General features: G+C 72.9%; 23 protein-coding genes and 1 pseudogene. 13 read left to right on the top strand and 11 right to left on the bottom strand.

What is annotated here, in order from left to right; all coding sequences use genetic code 11:
- The coding region (locus tag ABD52_RS26130) for a zinc-dependent alcohol dehydrogenase family protein (RefSeq protein ID WP_235437562.1) at positions 1-1,067 on the top strand (1,067 nt) is incomplete at its 5' end.
- 63 nt (positions 1,068-1,130) lie between these two features.
- Here the strand turns inward: ABD52_RS26130 and ABD52_RS26125 are convergent.
- Complete coding sequence (locus ABD52_RS26125) at positions 1,131-4,361, bottom strand: Ig-like domain-containing protein (protein WP_047893549.1); 3,231 nt, start codon at positions 4,359-4,361, stop codon at positions 1,131-1,133.
- A gap of 255 nt (positions 4,362-4,616) precedes the next feature.
- The gene (locus ABD52_RS26120) at positions 4,617-5,186 is read right to left on the bottom strand and encodes a winged helix-turn-helix domain-containing protein (protein WP_013285208.1); all 570 of its coding nucleotides are present in this window, start codon (positions 5,184-5,186) and stop codon (positions 4,617-4,619) included.
- Between the two features lie 259 nt (positions 5,187-5,445).
- Here ABD52_RS26120 and ABD52_RS26115 point away from each other — a divergent pair, with 259 nt between their 5' ends.
- Positions 5,446-9,843: a S8 family serine peptidase gene (locus tag ABD52_RS26115; protein ID WP_047893548.1), complete on the top strand. Its 4,398-nt coding sequence runs from the start codon at positions 5,446-5,448 to the stop codon at positions 9,841-9,843.
- Positions 9,844-10,003: 160 nt separating this feature from the next.
- Here ABD52_RS26115 and ABD52_RS26110 read toward each other — a convergent pair whose 3' ends face one another.
- Positions 10,004-10,495: a winged helix-turn-helix domain-containing protein gene (locus tag ABD52_RS26110; RefSeq protein WP_047893547.1), complete on the bottom strand. Its 492-nt coding sequence runs from the start codon at positions 10,493-10,495 to the stop codon at positions 10,004-10,006.
- Between ABD52_RS26110 and ABD52_RS41740 the strand changes: the two are divergent.
- Positions 10,464-10,970, top strand: a pseudogene (locus ABD52_RS41740) (hypothetical protein); the annotation flags it as partial. The gene ABD52_RS26110 and the pseudogene ABD52_RS41740 overlap by 32 nt on opposite strands.
- Before the next feature lie 30 nt (positions 10,971-11,000).
- Here the strand turns inward: ABD52_RS41740 and ABD52_RS26105 are convergent.
- Positions 11,001-12,035, bottom strand: coding sequence for a sigma-70 family RNA polymerase sigma factor (locus ABD52_RS26105; protein ID WP_047893546.1), 1,035 nt, complete (start codon positions 12,033-12,035; stop codon positions 11,001-11,003).
- Positions 12,036-12,131: 96 nt separating this feature from the next.
- On the opposite strand from ABD52_RS26105, the gene ABD52_RS26100 reads away from it, so the two are divergent.
- A complete protein-coding gene (locus ABD52_RS26100; RefSeq protein WP_047893545.1) occupies positions 12,132-12,959 on the top strand; it encodes an alpha/beta fold hydrolase in 828 nt (275 codons plus the stop codon).
- Positions 12,960-13,027: 68 nt separating this feature from the next.
- Positions 13,028-13,255, top strand: coding sequence for a hypothetical protein (locus ABD52_RS26095; protein ID WP_030270782.1), 228 nt, complete (start codon positions 13,028-13,030; stop codon positions 13,253-13,255).
- Positions 13,256-13,303: 48 nt separating this feature from the next.
- On the opposite strand, the gene surE is transcribed toward ABD52_RS26095, so the two are convergent.
- Genes surE through ABD52_RS26080 form a run of 3 tightly spaced genes read right to left on the bottom strand, consistent with a single transcriptional unit; the run spans position 13,304 to position 15,320 of the window.
- On the bottom strand, positions 13,304-14,134 hold the full coding sequence (gene surE / locus ABD52_RS26090) for a 5'/3'-nucleotidase SurE (RefSeq protein ID WP_013285202.1): 831 nt from the start codon (positions 14,132-14,134) through the stop codon (positions 13,304-13,306).
- Positions 14,124-15,065, bottom strand: a complete 942-nt coding sequence (locus ABD52_RS26085) for a 1-phosphofructokinase family hexose kinase (protein ID WP_235437561.1) — start codon at positions 15,063-15,065, stop codon at positions 14,124-14,126. The genes surE and ABD52_RS26085 overlap by 11 nt, the downstream gene beginning before the upstream one ends.
- A gap of 42 nt (positions 15,066-15,107) precedes the next feature.
- Complete coding sequence (locus ABD52_RS26080) at positions 15,108-15,320, bottom strand: hypothetical protein (protein WP_013285200.1); 213 nt, start codon at positions 15,318-15,320, stop codon at positions 15,108-15,110.
- A gap of 165 nt (positions 15,321-15,485) precedes the next feature.
- Between ABD52_RS26080 and ABD52_RS41035 the strand changes: the two genes are divergently transcribed.
- Positions 15,486-15,740, top strand: coding sequence for a hypothetical protein (locus ABD52_RS41035; RefSeq protein ID WP_235437560.1), 255 nt, complete (start codon positions 15,486-15,488; stop codon positions 15,738-15,740).
- On the top strand, positions 15,710-16,189 hold the full coding sequence (locus ABD52_RS26075; RefSeq protein WP_235437559.1) for a hypothetical protein: 480 nt from the start codon (positions 15,710-15,712) through the stop codon (positions 16,187-16,189). The genes ABD52_RS41035 and ABD52_RS26075 overlap by 31 nt, the downstream gene beginning before the upstream one ends.
- A 9-nt stretch (positions 16,190-16,198) precedes the next feature.
- On the opposite strand, the gene ABD52_RS26070 is transcribed toward ABD52_RS26075, so the two are convergent.
- The 4 genes from ABD52_RS26070 to ABD52_RS26055 all read right to left on the bottom strand — a co-directional run bounded on the left by ABD52_RS26070 (position 16,199) and on the right by ABD52_RS26055 (position 19,281).
- Positions 16,199-16,681: a hypothetical protein gene (locus ABD52_RS26070; RefSeq protein ID WP_047893544.1), complete on the bottom strand. Its 483-nt coding sequence runs from the start codon at positions 16,679-16,681 to the stop codon at positions 16,199-16,201.
- A 57-nt stretch (positions 16,682-16,738) separates the two neighbouring features.
- A complete protein-coding gene (locus ABD52_RS26065) occupies positions 16,739-17,692 on the bottom strand; it encodes an FAD-dependent oxidoreductase (protein ID WP_047893543.1) in 954 nt (317 codons plus the stop codon).
- 70 nt (positions 17,693-17,762) lie between these two features.
- Positions 17,763-18,674 (bottom strand): CU044_5270 family protein, encoded by a 912-nt coding sequence (locus ABD52_RS26060; RefSeq protein ID WP_047893542.1) that lies wholly within the window; start codon positions 18,672-18,674, stop codon positions 17,763-17,765.
- Entirely contained in the window at positions 18,667-19,281 is a 615-nt protein-coding gene (locus ABD52_RS26055) for an RNA polymerase sigma factor (protein WP_047893541.1), read from the bottom strand. Before ABD52_RS26055 ends, ABD52_RS26060 begins: the two co-directional genes overlap by 8 nt.
- 178 nt (positions 19,282-19,459) lie before the next feature.
- Here ABD52_RS26055 and ABD52_RS26050 point away from each other — a divergent pair, with 178 nt between their 5' ends.
- The 6 genes from ABD52_RS26050 to ABD52_RS26025 all read left to right on the top strand — a co-directional run.
- Positions 19,460-19,873 (top strand): YbaB/EbfC family nucleoid-associated protein, encoded by a 414-nt coding sequence (locus ABD52_RS26050; protein ID WP_013285194.1) that lies wholly within the window; start codon positions 19,460-19,462, stop codon positions 19,871-19,873.
- Positions 19,870-20,199: a hypothetical protein gene (locus ABD52_RS26045; protein WP_013285193.1), complete on the top strand. Its 330-nt coding sequence runs from the start codon at positions 19,870-19,872 to the stop codon at positions 20,197-20,199. The genes ABD52_RS26050 and ABD52_RS26045 overlap by 4 nt, the downstream gene beginning before the upstream one ends.
- A gap of 3 nt (positions 20,200-20,202) precedes the next feature.
- Positions 20,203-20,697: a hypothetical protein gene (locus tag ABD52_RS26040; RefSeq protein ID WP_013285192.1), complete on the top strand. Its 495-nt coding sequence runs from the start codon at positions 20,203-20,205 to the stop codon at positions 20,695-20,697.
- Positions 20,690-21,217, top strand: coding sequence for a hypothetical protein (locus ABD52_RS26035; protein ID WP_047893540.1), 528 nt, complete (start codon positions 20,690-20,692; stop codon positions 21,215-21,217). Before ABD52_RS26040 ends, ABD52_RS26035 begins: the two co-directional genes overlap by 8 nt.
- Entirely contained in the window at positions 21,214-21,759 is a 546-nt protein-coding gene (locus tag ABD52_RS26030) for an SUKH-4 family immunity protein (RefSeq protein WP_047893539.1), read from the top strand. The genes ABD52_RS26035 and ABD52_RS26030 overlap by 4 nt, the downstream gene beginning before the upstream one ends.
- Positions 21,756-22,161: SUKH-4 family immunity protein (locus ABD52_RS26025; protein WP_047893538.1), on the top strand; the 406-nt coding region annotated here is incomplete at its 3' end. The genes ABD52_RS26030 and ABD52_RS26025, both read left to right, overlap by 4 nt.

Below are 22,161 nucleotides of genomic sequence, written 5' to 3'. Positions count from 1 at the left end.
GTGGGTGTGAGGATCGGGGCATGCGTGCTGTGGTGTTCGAGCAGTTCGGGGTACGGCCGGAGGTCCGGGAGGTGGACGACCCGGCGCCGGCGCCGGACGGGGTCGTCGTCCGGGTCGGCGCGACCGGCCTGTGCCGCAGCGACTGGCACGGCTGGCAGGGCCACGACCCGGACATCCGCCTGCCGCACGTGCCGGGGCACGAGTTCGCCGGTGTCGTCGTGGCCGCCGGCGCGGACGTACGCGGCTGGCGGCCCGGCGACCGTGTGACAGCGCCGTTCGTCTGCGCGTGCGGGCGGTGCCCGTCCTGCCTGGCCGGCGACCAGCAGGTCTGCGAGCGGCAGACCCAGCCGGGCTTCACCGGGTGGGGCTCGTTCGCCGACCTGGTCGCGGTACGGCACGCCGACGTCAACCTGGTCCGGCTGCCGGACGAGCTGGACGAGGCGGCCGCCGCCGCGCTCGGCTGCCGGTTCGCCACCGCGTTCCGGGCCGTCGTCGCGCAGGGCCGGGTCGCGGCGGGCGAGTGGGTCGCAGTGCACGGCTGCGGCGGCGTCGGCCTGTCCGCGGTCATGGTGGCGGCGGCGAGCGGGGCGCGGGTGGTGGCGGTGGACGTGTCGTCCGGCGCGCTGGAGCTGGCCCGCCGCAGCGGCGCCGCGGTCTGCGTGGACGCGAGCGCGCTCGGCGGTCCCGCCGAGGTGGCCGCCGCGATCCGGGAGGCCACCGGCGGGGGCGCCCACCTGTCGCTGGACGCGCTCGGCAGTCACGCCACCTGCGTGGCGTCGATCGAGGGCCTGCGCCGGCGCGGCCGGCACGTGCAGGTCGGGCTGCTGCCCGCCGCGCAGGGCCGGCCCGCGCTGCCGATGGACCTGGTGATCGCGTACGAGCTGGAGCTGCGCGGCAGCCACGGCATGCCGGCGCACGCGTACCCGGAGATGCTGCGGCTGGTCACCGCCGGGGTGCTGCGCCCGGCCGAGCTGGTCACCCGCACCATCGACCTCGACGCCGCGCCTGACGCGCTGGCCACGATGGACCGGCCGGCCACCGCCGGGATGTGCCTGATCCGGCCCTGAGACGGGCACGGGCCGGCCCGGCGCCGGGAGACCCGGCGCGGACCGGCCCGCGAGGCCGTCCGGTCAGTCGGTGACGGTCACCGTGACGGTACGGGGCGGCTGCTGGTACTGCCCCCGGTTGTCCATGCCGCGGATCGTCACCGTGTACGTGCCGGCCGGGATCACCGGCGACGTGTACGCGAAGTTCGACCCCGGCGACCCCGGGCTGGTGAGGAACGTGGCGATCCACGGCCAGCTGGTCGGCGCGCCCGCCCGGCCGAACGTGCCGGCCGAGTTCATGCCCTGCCCGGCGCTGTTGCCGATCTGCACCTCGACCTTCTGCATCCCGCCGTCGTCCACGGCCCGGCCGGTGATGACGATCCGGCCACCGGTGTACGCCTGACCCTCGACCGGCGTGATGCTCGGCTCCAGCGTCGGGTCGGTGTCACCCGGGTAGACCAGGTAGCGGGCGGTGGCGCCGCTGGTCGAGTTGTCCTGCTGACCGGCGGTGTCCACGGCCCACGCCTCCACGCTGTACGTGCCGCGGGTGGGCAGGTCGATCGAGAGCGTGAACGCGGTGCTGGTCGCGCCGGACGCGGCGAGCGTCGCGTCGACTGTCGCGAACGCGGCGGCCATGGTGCCGTTGGGCTGCACGTACCGGCCGGTGTCCAGGTCGCGCAGCGCGATCCGGACCGCCCGCACGCCCTTGTCGTCGGTCGCCGTGCCGGTCAGGTCCAGGTGCAGCTGGTCGACGTCCTGGTTGGTGCCGGTGAAGCTGAGCAGCCCGTTCGGGAAGGCGTCGCCGGGCACCTGGGCGGTGACTGTGAGCCGGCCCATGTTGGTGCTGGACGTGGTCAGGCCGAGCTTGTCGGTCGCCCGTACCCGGAAGTCGTAGACGCCCGGGGTGAGCGGCACCGTGGTGAACGACCAGTCGAACGTCGCGGCGTCGAGGTTGGTCGGGGAGATCCGGTGGTAGCCGGCGACCGAGTCGGCGCCCCACGTACCGTCGCTGGCGAGCGCCTCGCGGGTGGTGTTGTTGCGCAGGTAGATCTCGACCGACTTCAGGGCGTCGTCGTCGCTCGCCGTACCGGCGAACGTGACAGCGCCACCGGGCGCGACGGTGAACGGCGCCGGGCTGCCCGGCGGGGTCATCGCCACCGGCGAGGTGATCGCCACTGCCGGCGGTACGCCGTTGGCCGAGACGGTCCAGTCGCGGGTGTCGCCACGCAGGTCGCTCTGCCCGGTCGTGTCGACGGCGGTGGCGGTCATCTTCCACTGTCCCTCGACCGGCAGCGTGACCTCGTACTGCCAGGTGGTGGACGTCGCGCCGATCACGTCCGGCTCGCCGCGGAAGGTGTTGTAGACGGCGGCGACGGTGCCGTCGTCCTGGAGGTACCGGTTGTCGGGCGTGCGGAACGAGTAGATGAGCGAGTTGACGCCCTTGTCGTCGGTGGCGGTGCCGGAGGCCACGAACGTCTGCGTGGCGAGCAGGCCGGCCGACGGCGAGCTGATCCGGGTCGACGGCGGCAGGTCGTCGAAGCGGAACGTCTCGATCTTCTTGACCGCCTTGGTGGTGTCGCCGGCCCCCTTGCGGTCGAACGTCTTCGCCTGCAACTGGTAGACGCCGGCCGGCAGCGTCACCGGCAGGCTCCACGTGGTGGAGGTGGCGTTCGGCGCGGCGACAGTCGTGTTGATCGCCTTGAACGCGCCCCAGGTGGTCAGGTCGGCCTGGAGGTACTTGCCGCTGTTGCGGTCCTGGATCTCCAGCTGGACCCGCGCCACGCCGGCCGGGGCGAGCGCCTGGCCGCTGATCGTGAACGACTCGCCGGCCGGCTTCACCGCGCCCTCGATCGGCGTCGTGACGGTGGTGTCCAGCGCCGCGGGCGCGGGCTGCTTGGAGAGGTCGAAGAAGGCGACCCGGCCGGTGGTCTTGCCGCCCTTGACGTTGCCGTCACCGCCGACGAGCAGGCCGCGCGAGGTGGCGAGCATCGCCTTCTCGCCCTCGTACGAGTTGGAGCCGGGGTTCCACTCCAGCGCGGTGCCGGTGAGCGGGTCCAGCGCGCCGAGGTGGTCGCGGCGGACCACCTGGTCGCCGAGGCCGTAGCCGCTGAGCCCCTGGCCGGTGCCGTATCCGACGTTGTCCAGGCCGGGCCACGGCACGTTCGACGTGGGCGACTCCTGCCAGCTGAAGTGGCCGCCGACGTAGACGGCGGTGTCGGTGATCGCGACCGAGTAGATGCTGTCGAAGTGCCGGGAGATCCAGAGCGGCTCGACGTTGTCGTTTCCGGTCAGCGGGTACGCGATGGCGGTGTCGTTGATCGGCGGCCGGTCGCCGCCGGAGCCGCTGGTGACCACGAAGTACGAGTCGTCCGGCGCGATGTCACCGGCGAAGACGCGCTGGATGCCGCCGACGAAGGAGAGGTTGTCCTCCCACAGCCGGGTGCGCCACGGCAGCAGCGCCTTGGTGGCCGTACCGATGAGCGCCACGCCGTAGCGGTCCTGGCCGGCGATCTGGCGGCCGGTGTGCACGACCAGCAGCTTGCTGCGGTCGTGGGTGAGCTTGAGCTGCTGCACGGTGAGCATGCCGCCGACGCCGATGCCGCCGGTGACCGGCAGGTTGAAGCCGGTGTCGACGGCGCCGGTGGTGGGGTTGAGCGCGGCCAGGCCGCTGCGGCTGACGCCGTTGACGGTGGCGAACTGGCCGCCGACGTAGACGGCGTTGGCGCTGACGGCCAGCGCGGTGGCCCGCGCGTTCGCGGTGGCGGTGAACGCGGCGACCGGCGCGCCGGTGGTCGGGTTCAGCCGGGCGATCTTGCGCTTGGTGACGCCGTTGACGGTGTTGAACGCGCCGGCGATGTAGAGCGACTTGCCGTCCGGCGACGCCTCCACCGCGGCGACCGCGCCGTCGATGACCGGCTTGAACCCGGTGTCCACCTTGCCGGTGTCCAGGTTGTACGACGCCAGGGACCGCTGCGTGATCGCGGACCCGCCGACGTTCGCGATCGAGGTGAACGTGCCGGCGATGAAGACGCGGTTGCCGATCACTTCGATGTCGACGATCTCGCCGTTGGTGATCCGCGGCGTGTCGGTGCGGGGGGTGGTCGGCATCAGCCGGGTGTCCCCGGGGGTGACCAGCGCACGGGTCGCCGTGGTGCGCGCGGCGCCGAGCGCGGCGCTGCTTCCCGTCGCCTGTGCGCCGGTGTGGCCGGCCACGCCGGCGTCCCGCACGGTGACGGTGGCGGCGAGCGCCGGCACTCCCGCCACCACGACCGCGCCGGCGACGACGACCGTCACCGCGCGAAGCCAAACTCGCATCGAGACAACTCTCCCTGTCCGCCGGGACGGCCCCCTCGGGTGATTCCCGAGTCCCCTCCGTCCGCGTGCCGGACGCCACCGTAGGAGGCAAAGACTTCTCGCGATACGTGCCGCACCGGTAATCGACCGGTCGCCATCAATTCCGGCCACACCGGCAGGGCGCCTCCACCGATCGGGTCACCGGCTGTCACCGTCCGGCCGTGCGCGCCGTCCGGTCCGCAACGTGCGGCCTTACACAGCGGACCCAGGGGTGGGTCAGTCGCCCCGTACCCGGGGGTGGCGGTGGTCGGTCAGCCGCAGGCCGACGCCGCGTACCGCCGCGATGGTGACGCCGGTGCCCAGTTCGTCGAGCTTACGGCGCAACCGCTTGACCAGGGACTGCACGTCGGCCCGGCCATGCGTCGGCGCGTCGTGCCAGACCGCGTGGTGCAGCTCGGCGTAGCTCCACACCCGTACCGGCTCGACGGTCAGGCAGGTCAGCAGGTCGCGTTCCAGCCGGGTCAGGGCGGTCTCCCGGTTGCCCCACCGGGCGGTCGACCGGGCCGCGTCGATCACCAGCGCGCCGTCCGGCGCGGGCTTGTCCCGGGGTACGGGCGCAGCCGGCGCGACGGCCGGGGCAGGTGCGTGCGCCGAGGCCGGCGCATCCGTGATCAACTCGCGCAGCTCGTCCAGATCGGCGACCATCAGAAGGGGCGCGACGCCGTCCAGCAGCTCGGTCAGCCGCAGCCGTTCGGCCGGGGACGACGTCACCCCGATGACGAGCGAGAAGGGGCGCTCCGACGGGTCGGTGCCGGAGTTCGCCGCGTTCGTGCCGTCAGTCGTCACCGCGCCCCACCGTGACAAAAACTGTCAACAGGCCGCCCGATCCGGGGGCCTGTTGGTGACATGTTGCTCACGTACGGTCATTGATCGTTCCTTACTGTCGATCATAGTGTCCACTCAGGCGTCCGGCGCAGACCCGCACGGCGCCTAGGGGGCCTGGGGGGTTCTTTTCACACCGGTGTAGCAGTCGGGAGAGCACGTCTCCTGGCCCTTCTGCCATGGCTCGATCATCAGCGGGTCATCGGAGGAGGAGGCAGCACCGATGCTGAGACGTCCACACAGATGGGGCCCGGCCCGGCGGCTGGTGAGCGCGGGCGCCGCCCTGGTGCTCGCCGCCACCGCGCTGGCCGCGACCGGCACTGCGGCACAGGCCGAGACGGGTGCGGGCGCGGCGGCCGGCGACAAGATCCGTCCCGAGCTCACCCGCCAGCTCCAGCGCAAGAGCGAGGGCGACTTCTGGATCCACTTCGGCGCCAAGGCGGACCTGAGCAAGGCCGCCTCGATCAAGGACTGGAACGAGCGCGGCGCCGTCGTCGCGGCGGCGCTGAAGAAGACAGCCGCCGACAGCCAGTCGAAGATCCGCGCCGAGCTGGACCGCTCGGGCACGAAGTACCAGACCTTCTGGGCGACGAACGCCATCAAGGTCACCGACGGCTCGCTGACCATGGCGCAGAACTTCGCCGCCCACTCCGAGGTGGACGGCCTGTACGCGCCGGTGGAGTACAAGCTGCCGGAGACCACCCCCGGCACCGACGAGAAGTCGGCGAACGCCCTGGAGTGGGGCATCGCCAACATCAACGCCGACGACGTCTGGTCCCAGTACGGCGTCAAGGGCGCCGGGATCACGGTGGCGAGCATCGACAGCGGCGTCCAGTTCAACCACCCGGCGCTGGTGAACGCCTACCGGGGCAACAACGGTGACGGCACCTTCGACCACGACTACAACTGGTTCGACGCCGCAGGCGAGTGCGCCACCGCGCCGTGCGACTCCGACGGCCACGGCACACACACCATGGGCACCATGGCCGGCGCCGACGGGGCCAACCAGATCGGTGTCGCCCCCGAGGTCAAGTGGATCGCCGCGAACGGGTGCTGCCCGTCCGACGCCGCGCTGATCTCCTCCGGCCAGTGGATGCTGGAGCCCACCGACCTCAACGGGCAGAACCCGGACGCCAGCAAGCGGCCGAACATCATCAACAACTCGTGGGGCACCACGGCGCCGTCGAACGAGCCGTTCATGGAGGACGTCACGAACGCGTGGACCGCCTCCGGCATCTTCGGCGTCTGGTCCAACGGCAACAACGGCCCGTCCTGCCAGACCAGCGGCTCACCGGGCAGCCTGGCGAGCAACTACTCGGCCGGCGCGTACGACGTCAACAACAACATCGCCAGCTTCTCGTCCCGGGGTACCGGGCAGAACGGCGAGATCAAGCCGAACATCTCGGCGCCTGGTGTGAACGTGCGCTCCAGCGTGCCGACCAACTCGTACGCCAGCATCAGCGGCACCTCGATGGCGGCGCCGCACCTGGCCGGCGCGATCGCGCTGCTCTGGTCGGCGGCGCCCACGCTGGTCGGCGACATCACGGCGACCCGCGCGCTGCTCAACGACACGGCGATCGACAAGGGCGACTCGCAGTGCGGCGGCACCACCGACGACAACAACGTCTACGGTGAGGGCCGCCTGGACGCGCTCGCGCTGCTCGCCGCCGCCCCCATCGGCGACAACGGCACGCTGGCCGGCAAGGTCACCGACGCCGCCACCGGGGCCGGGATCGCCGGCGCGACTGTCACCCTGTCCGGGGCGGCCGATCGCACGCTGACCACCGGCGCGGACGGGACGTACTCCTCGCTCCTGCCGGCCGGCGACTACCAGGTGGTCGTCTCGGCGTTCGGGTACGCGACCCGCACCCTGCCGGCGACGATCACCGCGAACACGACGACCACGCTCGACGTGGCGCTCACCGCGGTAGCGAGCGTCACGGTCAGCGGGCAGGTCACCGACGGGTCCGGGCACGGCTGGCCGCTGTACGCGAAGGTGAGCGTCGAGGGCACGCCGATCTCCGACTACACGACGCCGACGACCGGCCGCTACAGCCTGTCGCTGCCGTCCGGGACGACGTACCGGCTCAAGGTCGAGCCGCAGTACGCCGGCTACCTGACCACCACCAAGGAGGTCACCGTCGGCACGGGCAACGTGACCGCCAACATCGCGGTGCAGGCGAACCCGGAGGCGTGCACCACCGCCCCCGGCTACACCGTCAGCTCCGACGGCGAGTACGAGACGTTCGACGGCACCGGTGTCCCGGACGGCTGGACCGTGGTGGACAACGCCGGCACCGGCCAGGTCTGGGAGTTCACCGACGCCGGTGAGCGCGGCAACCTGACCGGCGGCAGCGGCAACTTCGCCATCATCGACAGCGACAACTACGGCAGCGGCGGGCGGCAGGACACGTCGCTGGTCAGCCCGGTGGTCGACCTGACCGGCGTGACCGCGCCGGTGATCCGGTTCAACCAGGACTACAACTGGCTCAACAGCGACCGCGCGGACGTGGACCTGAGCCTGGACGGCGGCACCACGTGGAGCAACGTGCTCCGGCAGGCGGCCGACGTCCGCGGCCCGCGGGTGACCGAGGTGCCGATCCCGCAGGCGGCCGGCCAGTCGCAGGTGCAGGTGCGCTTCCACTACTACGAGGCGAGCTGGGAATGGTGGTGGCAGGTCGACAACGTCCTCATCGGCAGCAAGCTCGTCTGCAAGCCGGTCAAGGGCGGCCTGGTGCTCGGCCACGTCCGCGACAAGAACGACAACAGCTACGTCAACGGCGCCACGGTGACCAGCAAGGACCGCCCGGCGGAGAAGGCCACCACAGTCGCCACGCCGGACGACACCGAGCTGCCCGACGGCTTCTACTGGATGTTCTCGTCGCTGACCGGGACGCACCCGTTCACCGCCGGTGCCGGCAACTACGTGAGCCAGACCAAGCAGGTGGCGGTCGAGGAGGACTGGGCCACAGCGGCCAACTTCCAGCTCGCCGCCGGCCGGCTGTCGGTGAAGCCGACCTCGATCACCGGCACGGTCCGGATGCCCAGCGGGAAGGTCAGCAAGACGTTCACCGTCACGAACACCGGCGGGGCCCCGGTCACCGCCGAGTTCAGTGAGCGCGACGGCGGGTTCGTGCTGCAACGGGCCGACGGCTCCCGGCTGTCCGAGCAGGCGCTGCTCGGCTCCACCGGCGCACCGGTCCAGCGGCTGACCGCCGCCACGTCGTTCGCGGCCCGCTCGTCGGGCAAGTCGTCGAACGCGATCGCCGCCGCCGCACCGCAGGCGGACCCCTGGACCACCATCCCGGGCTACCCGGCGAACGTGATGGACAACCGGGTCGTCAACGTCGACGGCACCGTCTACTCCATCGCCGGTGGCGACGGCACCGCGTCGAGCGCCAAGAACTACCGGTACGACCCGATCACCCAGGCGTGGACCGGCATCGCCGACCTGCCCGGGGCACGTAACGCCATGACGGTCGGCGTGCTCGACGGCAAGATCATCGCCACCGGTGGCTGGGGTGCCGCCGGACCGGACGCCGCCACCTTCTCGTACGACCCGGCGGCGAACACCTGGACCCGCAAGGCCGACAACCCGGCGCCGCGCGCGGCGGCCGGCCAGGCGGTCGCGGGCGGCAAGCTGTACGCGATCGGCGGCTGCACCACAGCGAGCTGCACGCCGATGGCCAACTCGGTGGTCCGGTACGACCCGGGCGCCGACGCCTGGGAGACGCTGCCGGCGTACCCGAAGTCGGTGGCGTTCCTGTCCTGCGGCGGGATCGACGGCACCGTCTACTGCACCGGTGGCAACGACGGCACCACGTCGCAGAAGGTCGGTTACGCCTTCGACCCGGCCGCGGGCGCCTGGACCGCCATCCCGGACGCGCCGGCCGACAGCTGGGCCGCCTCGTACGCGGTCGCCAACGGCAAGCTCCTCGTCGTCGGCGGGTCGCAGGGTGGCGCCATCACCAACGCCGGCTTCGCCTTCGACCCGGCGACCAACTCGTGGGCCAACCTGCCCAACGCCAACGCCCCCCGCTACCGGGGTGGCGCGGCCTGCGGGTTCTACAAGGTCGGCGGCTCGTCGGGCGGCTTCACGGCCACCAAGGACAGCGAGGTCCTGCCCGGCTTCGGCGAGTGCGCCGAGGGCGCGGCCGACGTGAGCTGGCTGACCGTCGACAAGTCGAAGGTCACGCTGGCGCCGGGCGAGAAGGTCACCGTCACGGTCGGCATGACCGCGAACGTCGACCAGCCCGGCACGTACTCCGCGTCCGTGGTGATCAAGGAGAACACCCCGTACACGGTGGAGCCGGTGGCGGTCACCATGATCGCGCAGCCGCCGACCACCTGGGGCAAGCTGTCCGGCACGGTCTCCGGCAAGAGCTGCCAGGGCGCCACCGCGCCGCTGGCGGGCGTGACCGTGCAGGTCGACTCCTGGGCGAACTCGTACACGTTCACCACCGACGCCGAGGGCCGGTACGCCTACTGGATGGACCGGCGCAACAACCCGCTGACGCTGATCGTCGCGAAGGACGGCTGGAAGCCCCAGACGCGCCAGACGAAGATCAACAGCAGCACGCCCACCGTTGAGGACTTCACCCTCTCCCCCACCCGCTGCTGACCCCAGCGGCTGACGAGGACGGCCCGCCCGGCACACCCGCCGGGCGGGCCGCCCCCTTTCCCCGGCGATCTTGCACTCGCGGCCCCGGCAAGGCAGACGAAAGCCCCACCCGAGGGGCCGTAACTGCAAGATCAACGGCGAAACCGGGCGGGGTCAGGCGTTACGGGGTGAGGCGGAAGCCTACGCCTCGGACGGCGTGGATCATGGCGGGGGCGTCCAGGCGGCCCAGCTTGCGGCGGAGGCGGCGTACCACGGAGTGCATGTCCGACCCCCGCCCGAGGTGGTCGTTGCCCCAGACGGCGCGGTGCAGCCGTGCGTACGTCCACACCTGGCCGGGTGTACCGGTGAGGCAGACGAGCAGGTCGTGCTCCAGTGGCGTCAACCCGATCTCCCGCTCCCGCCAGCGCAGCACCCGCCGGTCGGAGTCGACGGCCAGTTCCCGCCCGGGTGGCTCGGCCGGCGCCTCGTCATTCGCGGGCGGGTGCGGCGCCGGGGCCAGCGCGGGCCGGCGTACCAGGTCGAGGAAGCGGCGGGCCTGATGGGCGCTGGACACGATCAGGAACGACTCGGTGCCGCCGAGCAGTTGGGCGAGCTGCCGGCGCTCGGCCGACGAGGACGCGATGCCGATGACCAAGGACGGGAGCCCTGTCATCCGTTCCCACCTTTCCGGCAGGCCGAACCACAGCGCCGGGCGGTCGCCAGGCACGACGATGCGGAGGCACCTGGCTTGCGGAGTTCGACCCGAGGGGTGCGGGAGCTGCGGTTTCGTGAGGCTTCGGGGTGAGCTACCGGGATCATATAGCCGAGCACCGATGATTGGTATAGCAGTTAACGTCGATGTAACTGCCAGCAACAAGGTGTTCGAGGCAAGTTGCGCCGGCGCACGCGTACCGATGAGAGCCGGGGCGTACGGCGGTCCAATGCGTGTGATCACCCACATGCTCTGCCTGGCCGACGGGACGCCGACCCGCGCGGACAGCGCGGCCCGCTGCGCCGAACTGGCCGAGGCGCTGCGTGGCCGCGACCGGGGCGTGGTGGTGTGCGACGTGTCCGCGGTGACCGCGCCCGACCTGGTCACGGTCGAGGTGCTGGCACGGATCCGCCTGACCGCGCGGCGGTTCGGCTGGCGGCTGGAGGTACGCGGCGCGGGCGACGACCTACGCGAGCTCGCCGGCCTGCTCGGGCTGGCCGGTGCCCTCCTCGAGCCGGTCCGGCAGCCCGAACAGCGGGAACAGGCGCTCGACGTCGAGGAAGTTGTTGAGCGACGTGATCCGGCCGCCGGAGACGCCGATCACGATCAGCGCCCAGGGCACGTGGCCTGAGCCGTCGGGGTCGCGCCGGTAGTGCCCGAACGCCGGCATCCCGTTGGCGGCGGTCGGCACCAGGCGGGAGCCGCGGCAGCCGCTGCCGGTGCCGGCCATCCACGCCGCGATGTGCTCGGGACCGCGCAGCCACAGCGGCAGCGGCGGCATCGACAGCGTCGCGTCCTCGTGCAGCAGCGCGGTGAGCGCCGCCAGGTCGTACGCCTCGAAGGCCCACACGTAACGGGCGAGCAGCGCCTGCTGCTCGCTGTCGAGCGGCCGGCGCACCTCGGCCTCGGTGTCGGCCGAAGCGAGCGTGGCGCGCGCCCGTTGCAGCGCGCTGTTGACGCTCGCCACCGACGTGTCGAGCAGGTCGGCGACCTCCTGGGCCGACCAGGCCAGCACCTCGCGCAGGATCAGCACGGCCCGCTGCTTCGGCGGCAGGTGCTGCAACGCCGCGACGAACGCCAGCCGGACCGACTCCCGGCCGGCGACCACCTCGGCCGGATCGGCGACCTCGGGCAGCACCCGGTCGTCGGGCGCCGGGCCGAGCCAGATCTGCTCCGGGCGCGGCTCGCCGGGGTGGGTGGCGGTGCCGACGCCGGCCGGACCGAGGTCCATCGGCCGGATCCGGCGCTGCGCGCTGGTGGACATGGTGAGGCAGACGTTCGTCGCGATCCGGTAGAGCCAGGTCCGCAGCGCGGACCGCCCCTCGAACTTGTCGAAATTACGCCAGGCCCGGACGAACGTGTCCTGCACCGCGTCCTCGGCCTCGAAGGCCGAACCCAGCATCCGGTAGCAGTAGCCGGTCAGCTCCGACCGGTACGCCTCGAGTTGCGCCTCGACGGGGACGCTCGCCACCTCGCTCACCCCGCCGAAACTAGCCCACATGCTGCGTCAATGCGAGCACGTTCGAGCCCGCACCGATGAGTCGGTGCCGCCCGGCCGGTCTGACAGCCGTCAGGTCACCACGTCCGAGGAGCACCGATGACCACAGCGCAGCGCGACGAGACCCACGCCCCGGGGCGGTACGCCGACGTCAACGGCGTCCACCTCTACCACGAGACGCACGGCGAGGGCCGGCCGATGATCCTGCTGCACGGCGGCCTCTGCTCGGGCGAGATGTTCGCCCCGATCCTGCCCGCGCTCACCGCGAGGCACCGGGTGATCCTGGTGGACCTCCAGGGGCACGGCCGCACCGCCGACGTGGACCGGCCGCTCGACATGGCGCTGATGGCCGACGACGTGGCCGCGCTGATCGACCACCTCGGGCTGGACCGGCCGGACGTGGTCGGCTTCTCCCTCGGCGGCGGTGTCGCCCTGCACACCGGTTTCCGGCACCCGGAGAAGGTCGGCCGCCTGGTCGCCGCGTCCGCGCACATCCGCCGCGACGCCGTCTACCCGGAGCTGCTGGCGCAGCAGGGCCAGGTCGGCGCCGCGGCGGCCGAGTACATGAAGGACACCCCGATGTACGAGCTGTACCAGCGGGTCGCGCCCCGTCCGGAGGACTTCCCCCGGCTGCTCGACAAGATCGGTGAGGCGATGCGGGAGGACTTCGACCTCACCGAGCAGGTACGTGCCCTGCGGGTGCCGACGCTCGTGGTGGCCGCCGACGCCGACATGGCCCCGCCGAGCCACTTCGTCGAGGTGTTCGGGCTGCTCGACGGCGGCCGGCGCGACGGCGGCTGGACGGGCGAGGGCCGCCCGGCGGGCGGGCACGCGCTGGCGATCCTGCCCGGCCTGACCCACTACGACATCGACCAGTCGCCGCTGTTCGCCGCGGTCACCCTGGACTTCCTCGACCGGGGCCGCTGACCCGCGCGCGTGTGCCGCGTCCCGTACCGGGGTACCGCTTGCACAGGAGCACCGGTGAGGAGGACGAGATGACCGACCCCAGGTACGCACCGATCGGGCTGGCCGCCGCCGGACGGCTGGTCCCCGACGACGGACAGGCCGACGGCGGTGAGGTCGTCGGCGCCGACGACGCGGCTGCCGACGCCGCCCGGGCCGGCGCCGACGTGGACCTGTCCCGGGCCGACCGGGACAGCGACGGCACCCCGGTGGGTGCCGCCGACGCCGAGGCCGACCGCCGCCGCGCGGCCGGCGAGTGACGCTCTCCGCCCCGCCACCCGTGCGACGGTGGCGGGGCGGAGCCGTCCTCAGCCGTCGACCGGCAGCTCCACGTCGGGCAGGTGTCCGAGCGCCCGGATCGCGGTGACCGCCGCGTACCCGTCGGCCAGCCAGGCGATGTCGGTGCCGGGGACCGCGCGGACCGCGTTCGCCTCCACAGCCGTACGCACGAACCCCTCACCGCGCTCGGCGACGGACACCTGCACCTGACCGAACGGGGCGAGTGTCGCCTGGCGCAGCCCGGCCACCTGATCGGCCGGCCGGTCCGGCACGTTGAGGTTGAGCACGGTGCCCGGATCCGCCCCGGCCAGCCACGGCAGCAGCGTCGCGGCCAGGTCGGCGGCTGTCGACCAGTGGCGGGACTCGTCGTCCACGCTGTCCAGCACCGCGATCGCCGCGCCACCGCTGCCGGCGCTCGCCGCCGCCGGGGTGAGCACGTCGAGCGACACGGCGAGCGCGCGGATGCCGTTGTTGCCGGCGGTCAGCGCCGCGCCGACGGTGCCGGAGTGCAGGACCGCGTGGCCCGCGTTGGCGCCCCGGTTGATGCCGGACAGCAGCAGGTCCGGCACCGGCCCGAACACGCCGAGCCCGGCCAGCACCGCGATGTACGCCGGGGAGGCCGCCACCGCGTACGCGGGCACACCGGGCAGCCCGTCCAGCTCGGTCTCGCGGAACACCAGCCGCCCGTCGTCGGTCACCGCCGACAGCGCCGCGCTCATCCCGCTCGCCTCGGCCTCCGGCGCCGCGACCACCACGTCCATCCCGCGCTCGTACGCCGACCGGGCCAGCGCGCGGATGCCGGGGGCGTGCACACCGTCGTCGTTGGTCACCAGCACCCGTGGCGGCCGGTCAGCCGTCATCGTCGCCACCGTCCAGCAGGGTCAGCCGCACCCGGCCGGCCAGTTCGCGTACCGCCTCGGCCCGGCCCGTGCCCAGCCCGTGCCGGGTCACGTTCAGCGCGCCCGCGGCGGCGCCGATGTGCAGCGCCTCCCGCATGTCCCCGCCCCGGGCCAGCACCGCGGCGACCCCGGCGGTCATCGAGTCACCGGCGCCCCGGTGGTCGGCCAGCTCCAGCGGCGGGGCGTGCACCAGCAGCGGCTCGCCGTCCTCCGGCAGCGCCAGCGCGGGCTCCCCCGCGCGGCTGATCAGCACCGTCCGCGCGCCCCGCTCCTGGCACCGGCGACCGGCGTCGCGCAGCGCCTCGACGCTGTCGTCCTTGGCCAGGCCGTCGTCGAGCAGCTCCTCGTGGCTGACCTTCAGCACGCTCACGCCGCCGTCGAGCACCGCCTCCAGGTACGGCCCGGACAGGTCGGCCACCACCTTGCCGCCGTTGGCGCCGAGGTCGGCGGCGAGCCGGCGGTAGATGTCCGGGTCCACCACCTGCGGGTCGGCCGGCCCGCTGAGCACGCTGACCGGCGCGCGCAGCCCTTCGGTGAGCGTCACCGTGTACAGCTCGTCGATGTCGTGCCGCACCATCGGCGCCCCCGGGTGCTCGGCGATCTCGGTCCGCTCGCCGTCGCGCCGGTCGTGCACGTACCAGCCGGTGCCGGACTCCCGCCGCACCGTCCGGACCGTGACGTCCTCGTCGTCGAGCAGCTTGCGGACCGCGTCGCCCACCTCGCCGCCGAGACCCACGCACATGGTCACCGGTACGCCGAGCGCCGCGATCATCCGGGTCTGCCACACCCCCTGCCCGCCGGGGTGCAGGTGCAGCTCGGGTACGTCGCCCTGCTGCTCGATCGTCACCGTCAACAGCGGGGCCGGGGCGAACACCATCACCTTCTGCTCCATCCGCCAGTGTTGCCCGCTGACCGGCCCCGGTAATCCCCCAGGTCAGCGCGTACGCGCGGCGGTGCGCCGACGCCGCAGGTACGGCAGCGCGAACAGGTAGAGGCCGCTGATCAGGAGCAGGGCGAGCGGGAGCAGCGGCACGTAGGAGACCCACACGATCGGGTCCTTCTGGGCCAGCGCCACGAAGGTGATCACGACGGTCACGGTGAAGGCGACGGAGAACCAGCGGTGCAGCTGACGGATGCGCGTGTCCATGGACGGTGACCTCTCGCCGGTGGCCTCCCCGGCGGGGAGGCCCGTGCCGGAAACGCTAGGTCCGGGCGCCCGCCCGGGGCTTCTCGATTCCTGACCGGTCCGCGGGACGGTTTGCCGGGCAGCCCTACCCTGCCGACAACAGCAGCCGATGCCACGGGGGCAGGCATGCAGATCATCGAACACAGCGTCCTCGGCACCCGGTCCGCCGTGCTCCGTCTACGCCGTCCCGGCAGCCGGTTGGAGTTCCTGGTGTTCCCGATGCTCCACGTGGCGAGCCCGGCGCTCTACGCGGCGGTCACGAAGCGGCTCCGGGAATGCGACCTGCTCGTCGTCGAGGGCGTCAGCGGCCGGTCCGCGGTCGGCTCGGCGTTGACACTCACCTACGGGCCATGCCGGCCAACCGGCGCTCCGGCCTGGTGACAGACCCCATCCCGTACGCGTCTCTCGGCGTCGAGGTGCTCAACCCGGACGTGTCGGCGGCGGAGTTCGCCCAGGGCTGGCGGGCGATGCCGCTGCGGTACCGCCTCCAGATGTGGCTGGTGATCCCGTTCGTGATGGTGATGCAGTTCTTCGGCGGCACCCGGCGGCTGCTCTCGCCCGAGATCGAGATGAGCGACCTGCCGTCGGCCACCGACGAGCGGTACGCCGACCACGAGTTCACCGAGCACGCCGAGCGCGCGTTCGGCGGCGAACGCGACGAGCGGCTGCTCGCCGCGTTGTCCGAGCTGATCGGTACCCGGTCGGCGGAACGCATCGACGTGGCGGTCGTGTACGGCGCCGGGCACGTGCCGGCGATCGTGCGCGGGCTCTTCGAGCTGCACGGATACCGTCCCCGCGCCGCCGAATGGCTGACCGTCCTGGAGCGGTGAACAGAGCGCTCAGGCGGCGTCGGAGCGCCGGACGAACCCGGCAACGGCGAGCGCGCTGATCGTGGTCGCCACGGCCGCGGCGAGCACCAGAAGGGTGGTCTCCACCTGCACCGTACGCATGTATTCGCCGCCCGCGGCGGTGGCCGACGCGTAGCGCACGGCCGCCAGCGGGTTGAGCAGCACCGCGGCGATACCGGCGGTCCACGCCCTCGCCGGAAGCCGCTCGTCGTCGGGGCGGACGGTCCGCCGGACGGCCCACCGGCCGAGGGCCGCGAACGTGACGAGCAGCGTGACCGGCAGCAGCCAGAGCACGGCGGGCAGCAGGTCACGCAGGGGCACCACGGCGTCGAGCAGCTCCACCAGGAAACCGGAGCCGTCGTGGGTCACCAGGCCGATCCGGTGGCTGTAGGCGGCAAGCGCGACAAGCGTGCAGCCGATGTGGACGGCGATCAGGGCGACGAGGGCGAACAGTGCGGCGCGGCGGGCGGACACCGGGCCGAGGTTACCGTCCGCCGAGCCCCGACTGTGGACCGTCGCGCGCCGGGGCGGTCAGACGCCCAGGGCCAGGTCGGCCACCTCGGCGGCGCAGCCCCAGGACAGCGTCACCCCGGCGCCGCCGTGCCCGTACGCGTGCACCAGCCGCCCGTCCGCCGGGTCCACCTCCACCCGGGGGCCGCCGTGCCGGGCCGGCCGCAGCCCGATCCGCTCCCCCAGCACCGGCGCGTCCGCGAGCTGCGGCACCAGCGCCACGCACCGGCGCCGGATCGCCGCCGCCTCCTCCGGGTCGGGGCGGGTGTGTCCCACCCCGGCCTCGTAGGTGCCGCCGAGCACCACGTCGTGGCGGCGCGGATGCACGTACGTGACTCCTGCCGGGTCGTCCTCGTCGCGTACCGAGACGGTCAGGCCCGGGTTCGCCACCAGCAGGACGTGCCCGCGCGCCGGGTACACGGCCGGGTCGGCGGCGAGCCGGCCGGCGGCCAGGCCGGTCGCGTTCACCACGACCGGGGCGACCTCGTACGCCTCGGCGAGCGTGCCCAGCGCGCGGCCGACGACCCGGCCGCCGCCCGCCTCCAGCCGCTGCCGGAGCCAGGCGAGGTACGGGGTCATCTCCACCGACGGGGCGGTGAACCGCAGCAGCGCGGTGTACGGCGGCTCCGCCGGCTCGGCCGTCAGGTCGCCGCAGGCGTCGGCCCACCAGGGCGGCCCGGCGTAGCGGTGGCGCAACCACATCCGGGTGGGCCGGTCGACCACTCCCGGCACCCCGTCGGCCGCCTGGCGGCGCAGCTCGGCGTGGGTGTCCCGGGCCCAGCGCAGCACCCGGGGATCCTCCTCGGTGTGGCTCGGGTACCAGACCGCGGCGGCCACCGTCGACACCGTGTCGGCCGGGTCGTGGGCGGTCAGCACGGTGACCCGGGAGCCGCGCCGCTGGAGCGTGAGCGCCGTCGTCATCCCGATGACGCCGCCGCCGACCACCACCACGTCCGCCTTCGTCATGACGCCCATGATGGCCCAGGCCCCGGACGCACGACCGGAGCGGGCGGGCCGCCCAGGGAGGCGACCCGCCCGGCGGGCGTCAGCCCTTCTGGCCGACCCGGTCCACAACGGCGACGGACAGCACCGCCGACGTGCCCGCCTCCCCGCCCACGCCGAGGAACGCGTACGTCCGCGGGTCGAACACCAGCACCATCAGGGCCGGGCTCCCCGGGGAGGACCAGCTGACGCCCACACCGGAGCGGCCCGCACCGTCGGTGGCCTTCTCCACCACCTTCAGGCCCGGCGTCGCGGCGGCGGCCTCGAACAGCGCGGCCCGCGACCGTGGCCGCAGGTAGGAGTCGTTGAGCAGGTCTAGCACGTCCTTCGCGGCGGCGTTGACGTCACCGGGCTCGCCGCTGCGGTGCTTGTCCAGGTAGGCGCGCATCGCGGCGGCGTCGGTGGGCACGGCGGGATCGTAGGCGGGCTCCGCCACGCACGGCTCGGTGCCCGGCAGGAGCTGCCCGCCCTTGTACATCTTCGCCCGGCCGTCCCGGCAGCCGGGGAGCACGAACTCCTGGCGGCCGCCCTGCGGGTACTCGACGACCAGGCCGTCCCTGGTCCCGTCCACCGACGCCCAGCTCTCCCGCAGCTCCCGGCCGCCCTGCGAACGCGTGTAGACGAACTGGTCGGGCCGGGGCTCGACGTCCGGCAGCCGCAACGCCGCCGCCGCCGCGTCGCGCAGCACCTGCCGGGCGTCGGCCCGGGCGGCCGGCGCGCTGCCGCCGATCCGGTCCGGCGCCAGCACCAGCACCGCGGCCAGCGACGCCGCCACCGACGCCGTCGCGACGCCGGTGAGGACCAGCCGCCAGGCCGGCCGTCGTGCCCGCCGAACCGGCGCGGCCTCCGTCGTGGTCATCGCGCCGACCAGCCGGGTACGCGCGGCGGCGAGCCGTTCGTCCGCAGGCAGCTCGGTCTCGTCGCCGAGCCGCTGGAGCAGTCGCATCTCATCCATTGCTCAGTACCTCCTCGATGGTGTCGGCCGAGTCGCCGCCGAGCCGTTCCCGCAGCAGCCGGCGCGCCCGGTTCAGCCGGGACCGCACGGTGCCGACCGGGATGGTCAGCGCGGCGGCGACCTCCTCGTACGTCAGGTCCTCCCAGGCGACGAGCAGCAGCACGTCGCGGTCCCCGTCGGCGAGCCCGGCCAGCGCGTCGAGCAGGTGCCGGCGCAGCGACCGCGCGGTCACCTCGCCTGCGACCCGGTCGGCGGGGGACGCCTCGGACGTCGCCGGGCGGTACGCCTGCCGCAGCCGGTACTCCCGTTCCTCGGTGCGCCGCTGCTGGGCGACGAGGTTGGTGGCGATCCCGTACAGCCACGGGCGGGCGTTCGGGCGGCCGGTGTCGAACCGGTCCCGGCGCCGGAACGCGGCGAGGAACGTCTCCGCCACCAGGTCGTCGGCCGCCGCGGAACCGAGGCGCCGCGCCAGGTAGCGGTGGATGTGCGGCGCGTGCCGGTCGAAGATCGCGGCGAAGGTCTCCGGTTCCCGTACGGACCGGGCGACGACCTCGGCGTCGGTGAGCGCGCCGACGTCGGCATCCGTCGCCCGTCTCAGTCTTCTCATGCGCGGCCTCTCGGCGAGTGGGGACGTGTCACCTGTTGTCCGCTGCTCGCGTCCGGACGGTTCACGCCCGTGACGGTAGGCCGGTCGAACGGTCCGTCGTGGACCGCGCGGTCGTACGGGGCGGAATCGCTTTGTCCCTCTCGGTTACGCTCGTGGCGTTTGGCCTTGGGGAGGGCTCATGAGTGCGGATCCTTCGATGAGCGGCGATTTCACCCGCATGCTCGACGCGACGATGGCGGCACTTCGGACGGTGGGTCCGCCGCCGGAGGGTGAGGCGGAGACGCCCGCGGTCGGCGAGGCCGCCGACGGGCAGGTACGCGCCGAGATGGGCCGCGACGGCCGGCTCCACTCGCTGCACGTCGAGCCGCGGCTGATGCGGCTCGGCTCCGAGGAGCTGACCGCGCACATCGTCACCGCCGTCAACGCGGCGATCGACGGGCTGCGCGCCGGCCCGGCTCCGCAGGTCGCGGACATGTCGCAGTTGCGGGAGCAGTTGCAGGAGGTACGGGACACGGCCGTACCCCGGCTCGGGTCGTTCCTCGACGCGCTCACCGAGGCGCAGGAACGGCTGGCGCGCGGCGGGCAGCGATGAGCGGCGGCGGCTTCGAGGTGCACCCGCCGCTGATCCGGGCCGCCGGGCGCGGAGTCACCGACGTGGCCAAGCGGTTCAACGGCGAGCTGGAGGCGTTCGAGGCGCGGATGCAGGGCTACGGCGAGCCGTGGGGCGCCGACGACATCGGGTCGCTGATCGGCATCGCGTACACCGAGGTGGCGAACTACATCTTCGACTGCCTCGGCATGGCCGCCGACGAGTTCACCTCCGCGGGCGCCGACATCGCGGGGATGGCCGACTCGTACGAGCGGGTCGACGAGGACGGCGCGGGCACCATGCGCTCGCTGGCCGGCGGGCTGGGGTGAACCGTGGGACTGCAACTACCCGGTGAGCTGGTCACCGCGCTCGGCTGGATCGGCTACACCTGGCCGGCCGCCGACGAGGAGAAGCTCTTCGAGATGGGCCAGGCGTGGCTGGAGTTCGGCGGCCGGATCGGGGCGGCGGCCGGCGAGGCGGACGCGGCCGCCGCGCAGGTGTGGACGCAGAACGTCGGCCCGGCGATCGCGGCGTTCCAGAAGTGGTGGGGCGGCGAGCAGAACGGGCCGCTCGTGCTGCACGACAGCATGCCCGCGGCGATGCTGCTGGGCGCCGGGCTGATCATCTGCGCGGCGATCGTGCTGGCGCTGAAGATCGCGGTGATCGTGCAGCTCGCCATCCTCGCGTTCCAGGTCGCCCAGGCGATCGCCACCGCCGTGGTCACGTTCGGCGCTTCGCTGGCCGAGATCCCGATCTTCCAGATCATCACCCGGGAGATCGTCGGCGCGCTCATCGACCAGGTCATCGGGAGACTGCTCGATGCCTAGCCCGAGGCGCGGCCCGGGCGCCGCCGCGAAACCGGCCGCCGGCAAGATCGTCCGCAAGGCGGTCGAGAAGCTGGAGAAGCCGATCGTCCGGGTCACCGGGCCGAACCGGAGCCTGCCCACGAAGGTGGTCCGGGTGGAGCGCCGCGACTTCCACGCCACCGCCCAGTTCCGGCGCAAGATGGCCGCGCTGAAGAAGCTCAGCGACTCCGGCAAGCTCTACAAGGCCACCAACCCGGTGCAGCGCGACAAGAGCATCACCGACGGCTACAAGGACCGGATCCGGCAGAAGATCTGGGACAAGTACTGGCCGCACGACAAGGACCTCGCCAACCGGCTCAGTCAACGGCTCAGCGACTACCATCCCGACCACGTGTGGGAACTGCAGCTCGGCGGGCCGGACACCGTCGACAACCTCAAGCTGCTGCATGGTAGAACCAACACGGACATCGGCTCCCAGATCTGGGGGCAGATCCAGAATCTGCCGGACGGAACCCCGATCCGAATAGAGGTAGTGGATTGACTTCCGATCTCGCGCAGCTTCTCGACGAACTCCGCGCCGACCTGGCCGCGGACGAGCCGGCGAGTCTCGCGTACGCGCAGATCGGCGCGCCCGCCGACGACGGTGACGTGCCGGCGGAGCTGCCGGCCGGCCTGCGTGATCTGCTGCTCGCCGCCGACGGCCTGCGGGCCGGGGCGTTCGAGCTGGCCTCGGCCGGCCGGCTCGCCGGGGTGCAGTACTTCCTCGACTACGCGCCCGACTTCTCCCCCATCCCGCAGGACAAGACCGGCTGGCTCGTGGTCGGCACGCGCAGCGACGAGCCGATCTTCCTGGAGCGGGCGACCGGCGCGGTGTGGTACTTCCCGCCGACCGGCACCGAGTGGTTCATGGGCGACGCGTTCGAGGAGCTGGCGCCCGACCTCGACTCGTTCGTGCACTACTACGTGCTCGGCCCCGGCTACGCCGAGCTGGTCACCGACGACGACGCGTGGTACGCGTTCCTGGACCGGCAGGGCCTGCTCGACGAGTCGGACGACGTGGACGAGGACGAGGCGCAGCCGTGACCGTCACCCGGGAGCAGCTCACCGCACTCTGGGGTGAGCGGGGCGTCATCTACTTCCCCGACCAGCGTTTCGACGCGATCCTCGGGCCGCTCGGGCCGGAGGTGTTCCCGCCCGACGGGGCGCTTCCGGTCGAGGTGCCGATCCTGTTCACGGTCGACGTCTCGGTACCCGACGTCGAGCTGTTCTCCACGCTGTCGATCGAGCTGGGCGACCAGGGCCCCCGCCCGTACGTCGTGCTGGGCGCCTCCCCGGAGGACCCGGCGCTGCTGTTCTGCCTGGACGCGGGCACCGGCGCGGTGATCCTGCTGGACCTGGAGACACCGAACCTGGAGACGGTGAACAGCACGTTCGCCGCGTTCGTGGAGTTCCTCTACCGGCTCGGGCAGCTCATCGCCACCGACC

It is taken from the genome of Micromonospora sp. RV43 (assembly GCF_001029515.1).
GTDB classification, from domain to species: Bacteria; Actinomycetota; Actinomycetes; order Mycobacteriales; family Micromonosporaceae; genus Micromonospora; species Micromonospora aurantiaca.
The sequence above is the reverse complement of the archived record's forward strand: the minus strand, read 5'-3'. Positions and strand labels throughout refer to the sequence as shown.

Coding starts and splice junctions, on each gene's coding strand:
- ABD52_RS26050 (WP_013285194.1), top strand. CDS start 19,460: ATGAGTGCGGATCCTTCGATGAGCGGCGATTTCACCCGCATGCTCGAC.
- ABD52_RS26085 (WP_235437561.1), bottom strand. CDS start 15,065: ATGGAGCAGAAGGTGATGGTGTTCGCCCCGGCCCCGCTGTTGACGGTG.
- ABD52_RS26035 (WP_047893540.1), top strand. CDS start 20,690: ATGCCTAGCCCGAGGCGCGGCCCGGGCGCCGCCGCGAAACCGGCCGCC.
- ABD52_RS26065 (WP_047893543.1), bottom strand. CDS start 17,692: ATGGGCGTCATGACGAAGGCGGACGTGGTGGTGGTCGGCGGCGGCGTC.
- ABD52_RS26100 (WP_047893545.1), top strand. CDS start 12,132: ATGACCACAGCGCAGCGCGACGAGACCCACGCCCCGGGGCGGTACGCC.
- ABD52_RS26095 (WP_030270782.1), top strand. CDS start 13,028: ATGACCGACCCCAGGTACGCACCGATCGGGCTGGCCGCCGCCGGACGG.
- ABD52_RS26075 (WP_235437559.1), top strand. CDS start 15,710: ATGCCGGCCAACCGGCGCTCCGGCCTGGTGACAGACCCCATCCCGTAC.
- ABD52_RS41035 (WP_235437560.1), top strand. CDS start 15,486: ATGCAGATCATCGAACACAGCGTCCTCGGCACCCGGTCCGCCGTGCTC.
- ABD52_RS26055 (WP_047893541.1), bottom strand. CDS start 19,281: ATGAGAAGACTGAGACGGGCGACGGATGCCGACGTCGGCGCGCTCACC.
- ABD52_RS26060 (WP_047893542.1), bottom strand. CDS start 18,674: ATGGATGAGATGCGACTGCTCCAGCGGCTCGGCGACGAGACCGAGCTG.
- ABD52_RS26115 (WP_047893548.1), top strand. CDS start 5,446: ATGCTGAGACGTCCACACAGATGGGGCCCGGCCCGGCGGCTGGTGAGC.
- ABD52_RS26110 (WP_047893547.1), bottom strand. CDS start 10,495: ATGACAGGGCTCCCGTCCTTGGTCATCGGCATCGCGTCCTCGTCGGCC.
- surE (WP_013285202.1), bottom strand. CDS start 14,134: ATGACGGCTGACCGGCCGCCACGGGTGCTGGTGACCAACGACGACGGT.
- ABD52_RS26080 (WP_013285200.1), bottom strand. CDS start 15,320: ATGGACACGCGCATCCGTCAGCTGCACCGCTGGTTCTCCGTCGCCTTC.
- ABD52_RS26125 (WP_047893549.1), bottom strand. CDS start 4,361: ATGCGAGTTTGGCTTCGCGCGGTGACGGTCGTCGTCGCCGGCGCGGTC.
- ABD52_RS26105 (WP_047893546.1), bottom strand. CDS start 12,035: ATGTGGGCTAGTTTCGGCGGGGTGAGCGAGGTGGCGAGCGTCCCCGTC.
- ABD52_RS26045 (WP_013285193.1), top strand. CDS start 19,870: ATGAGCGGCGGCGGCTTCGAGGTGCACCCGCCGCTGATCCGGGCCGCC.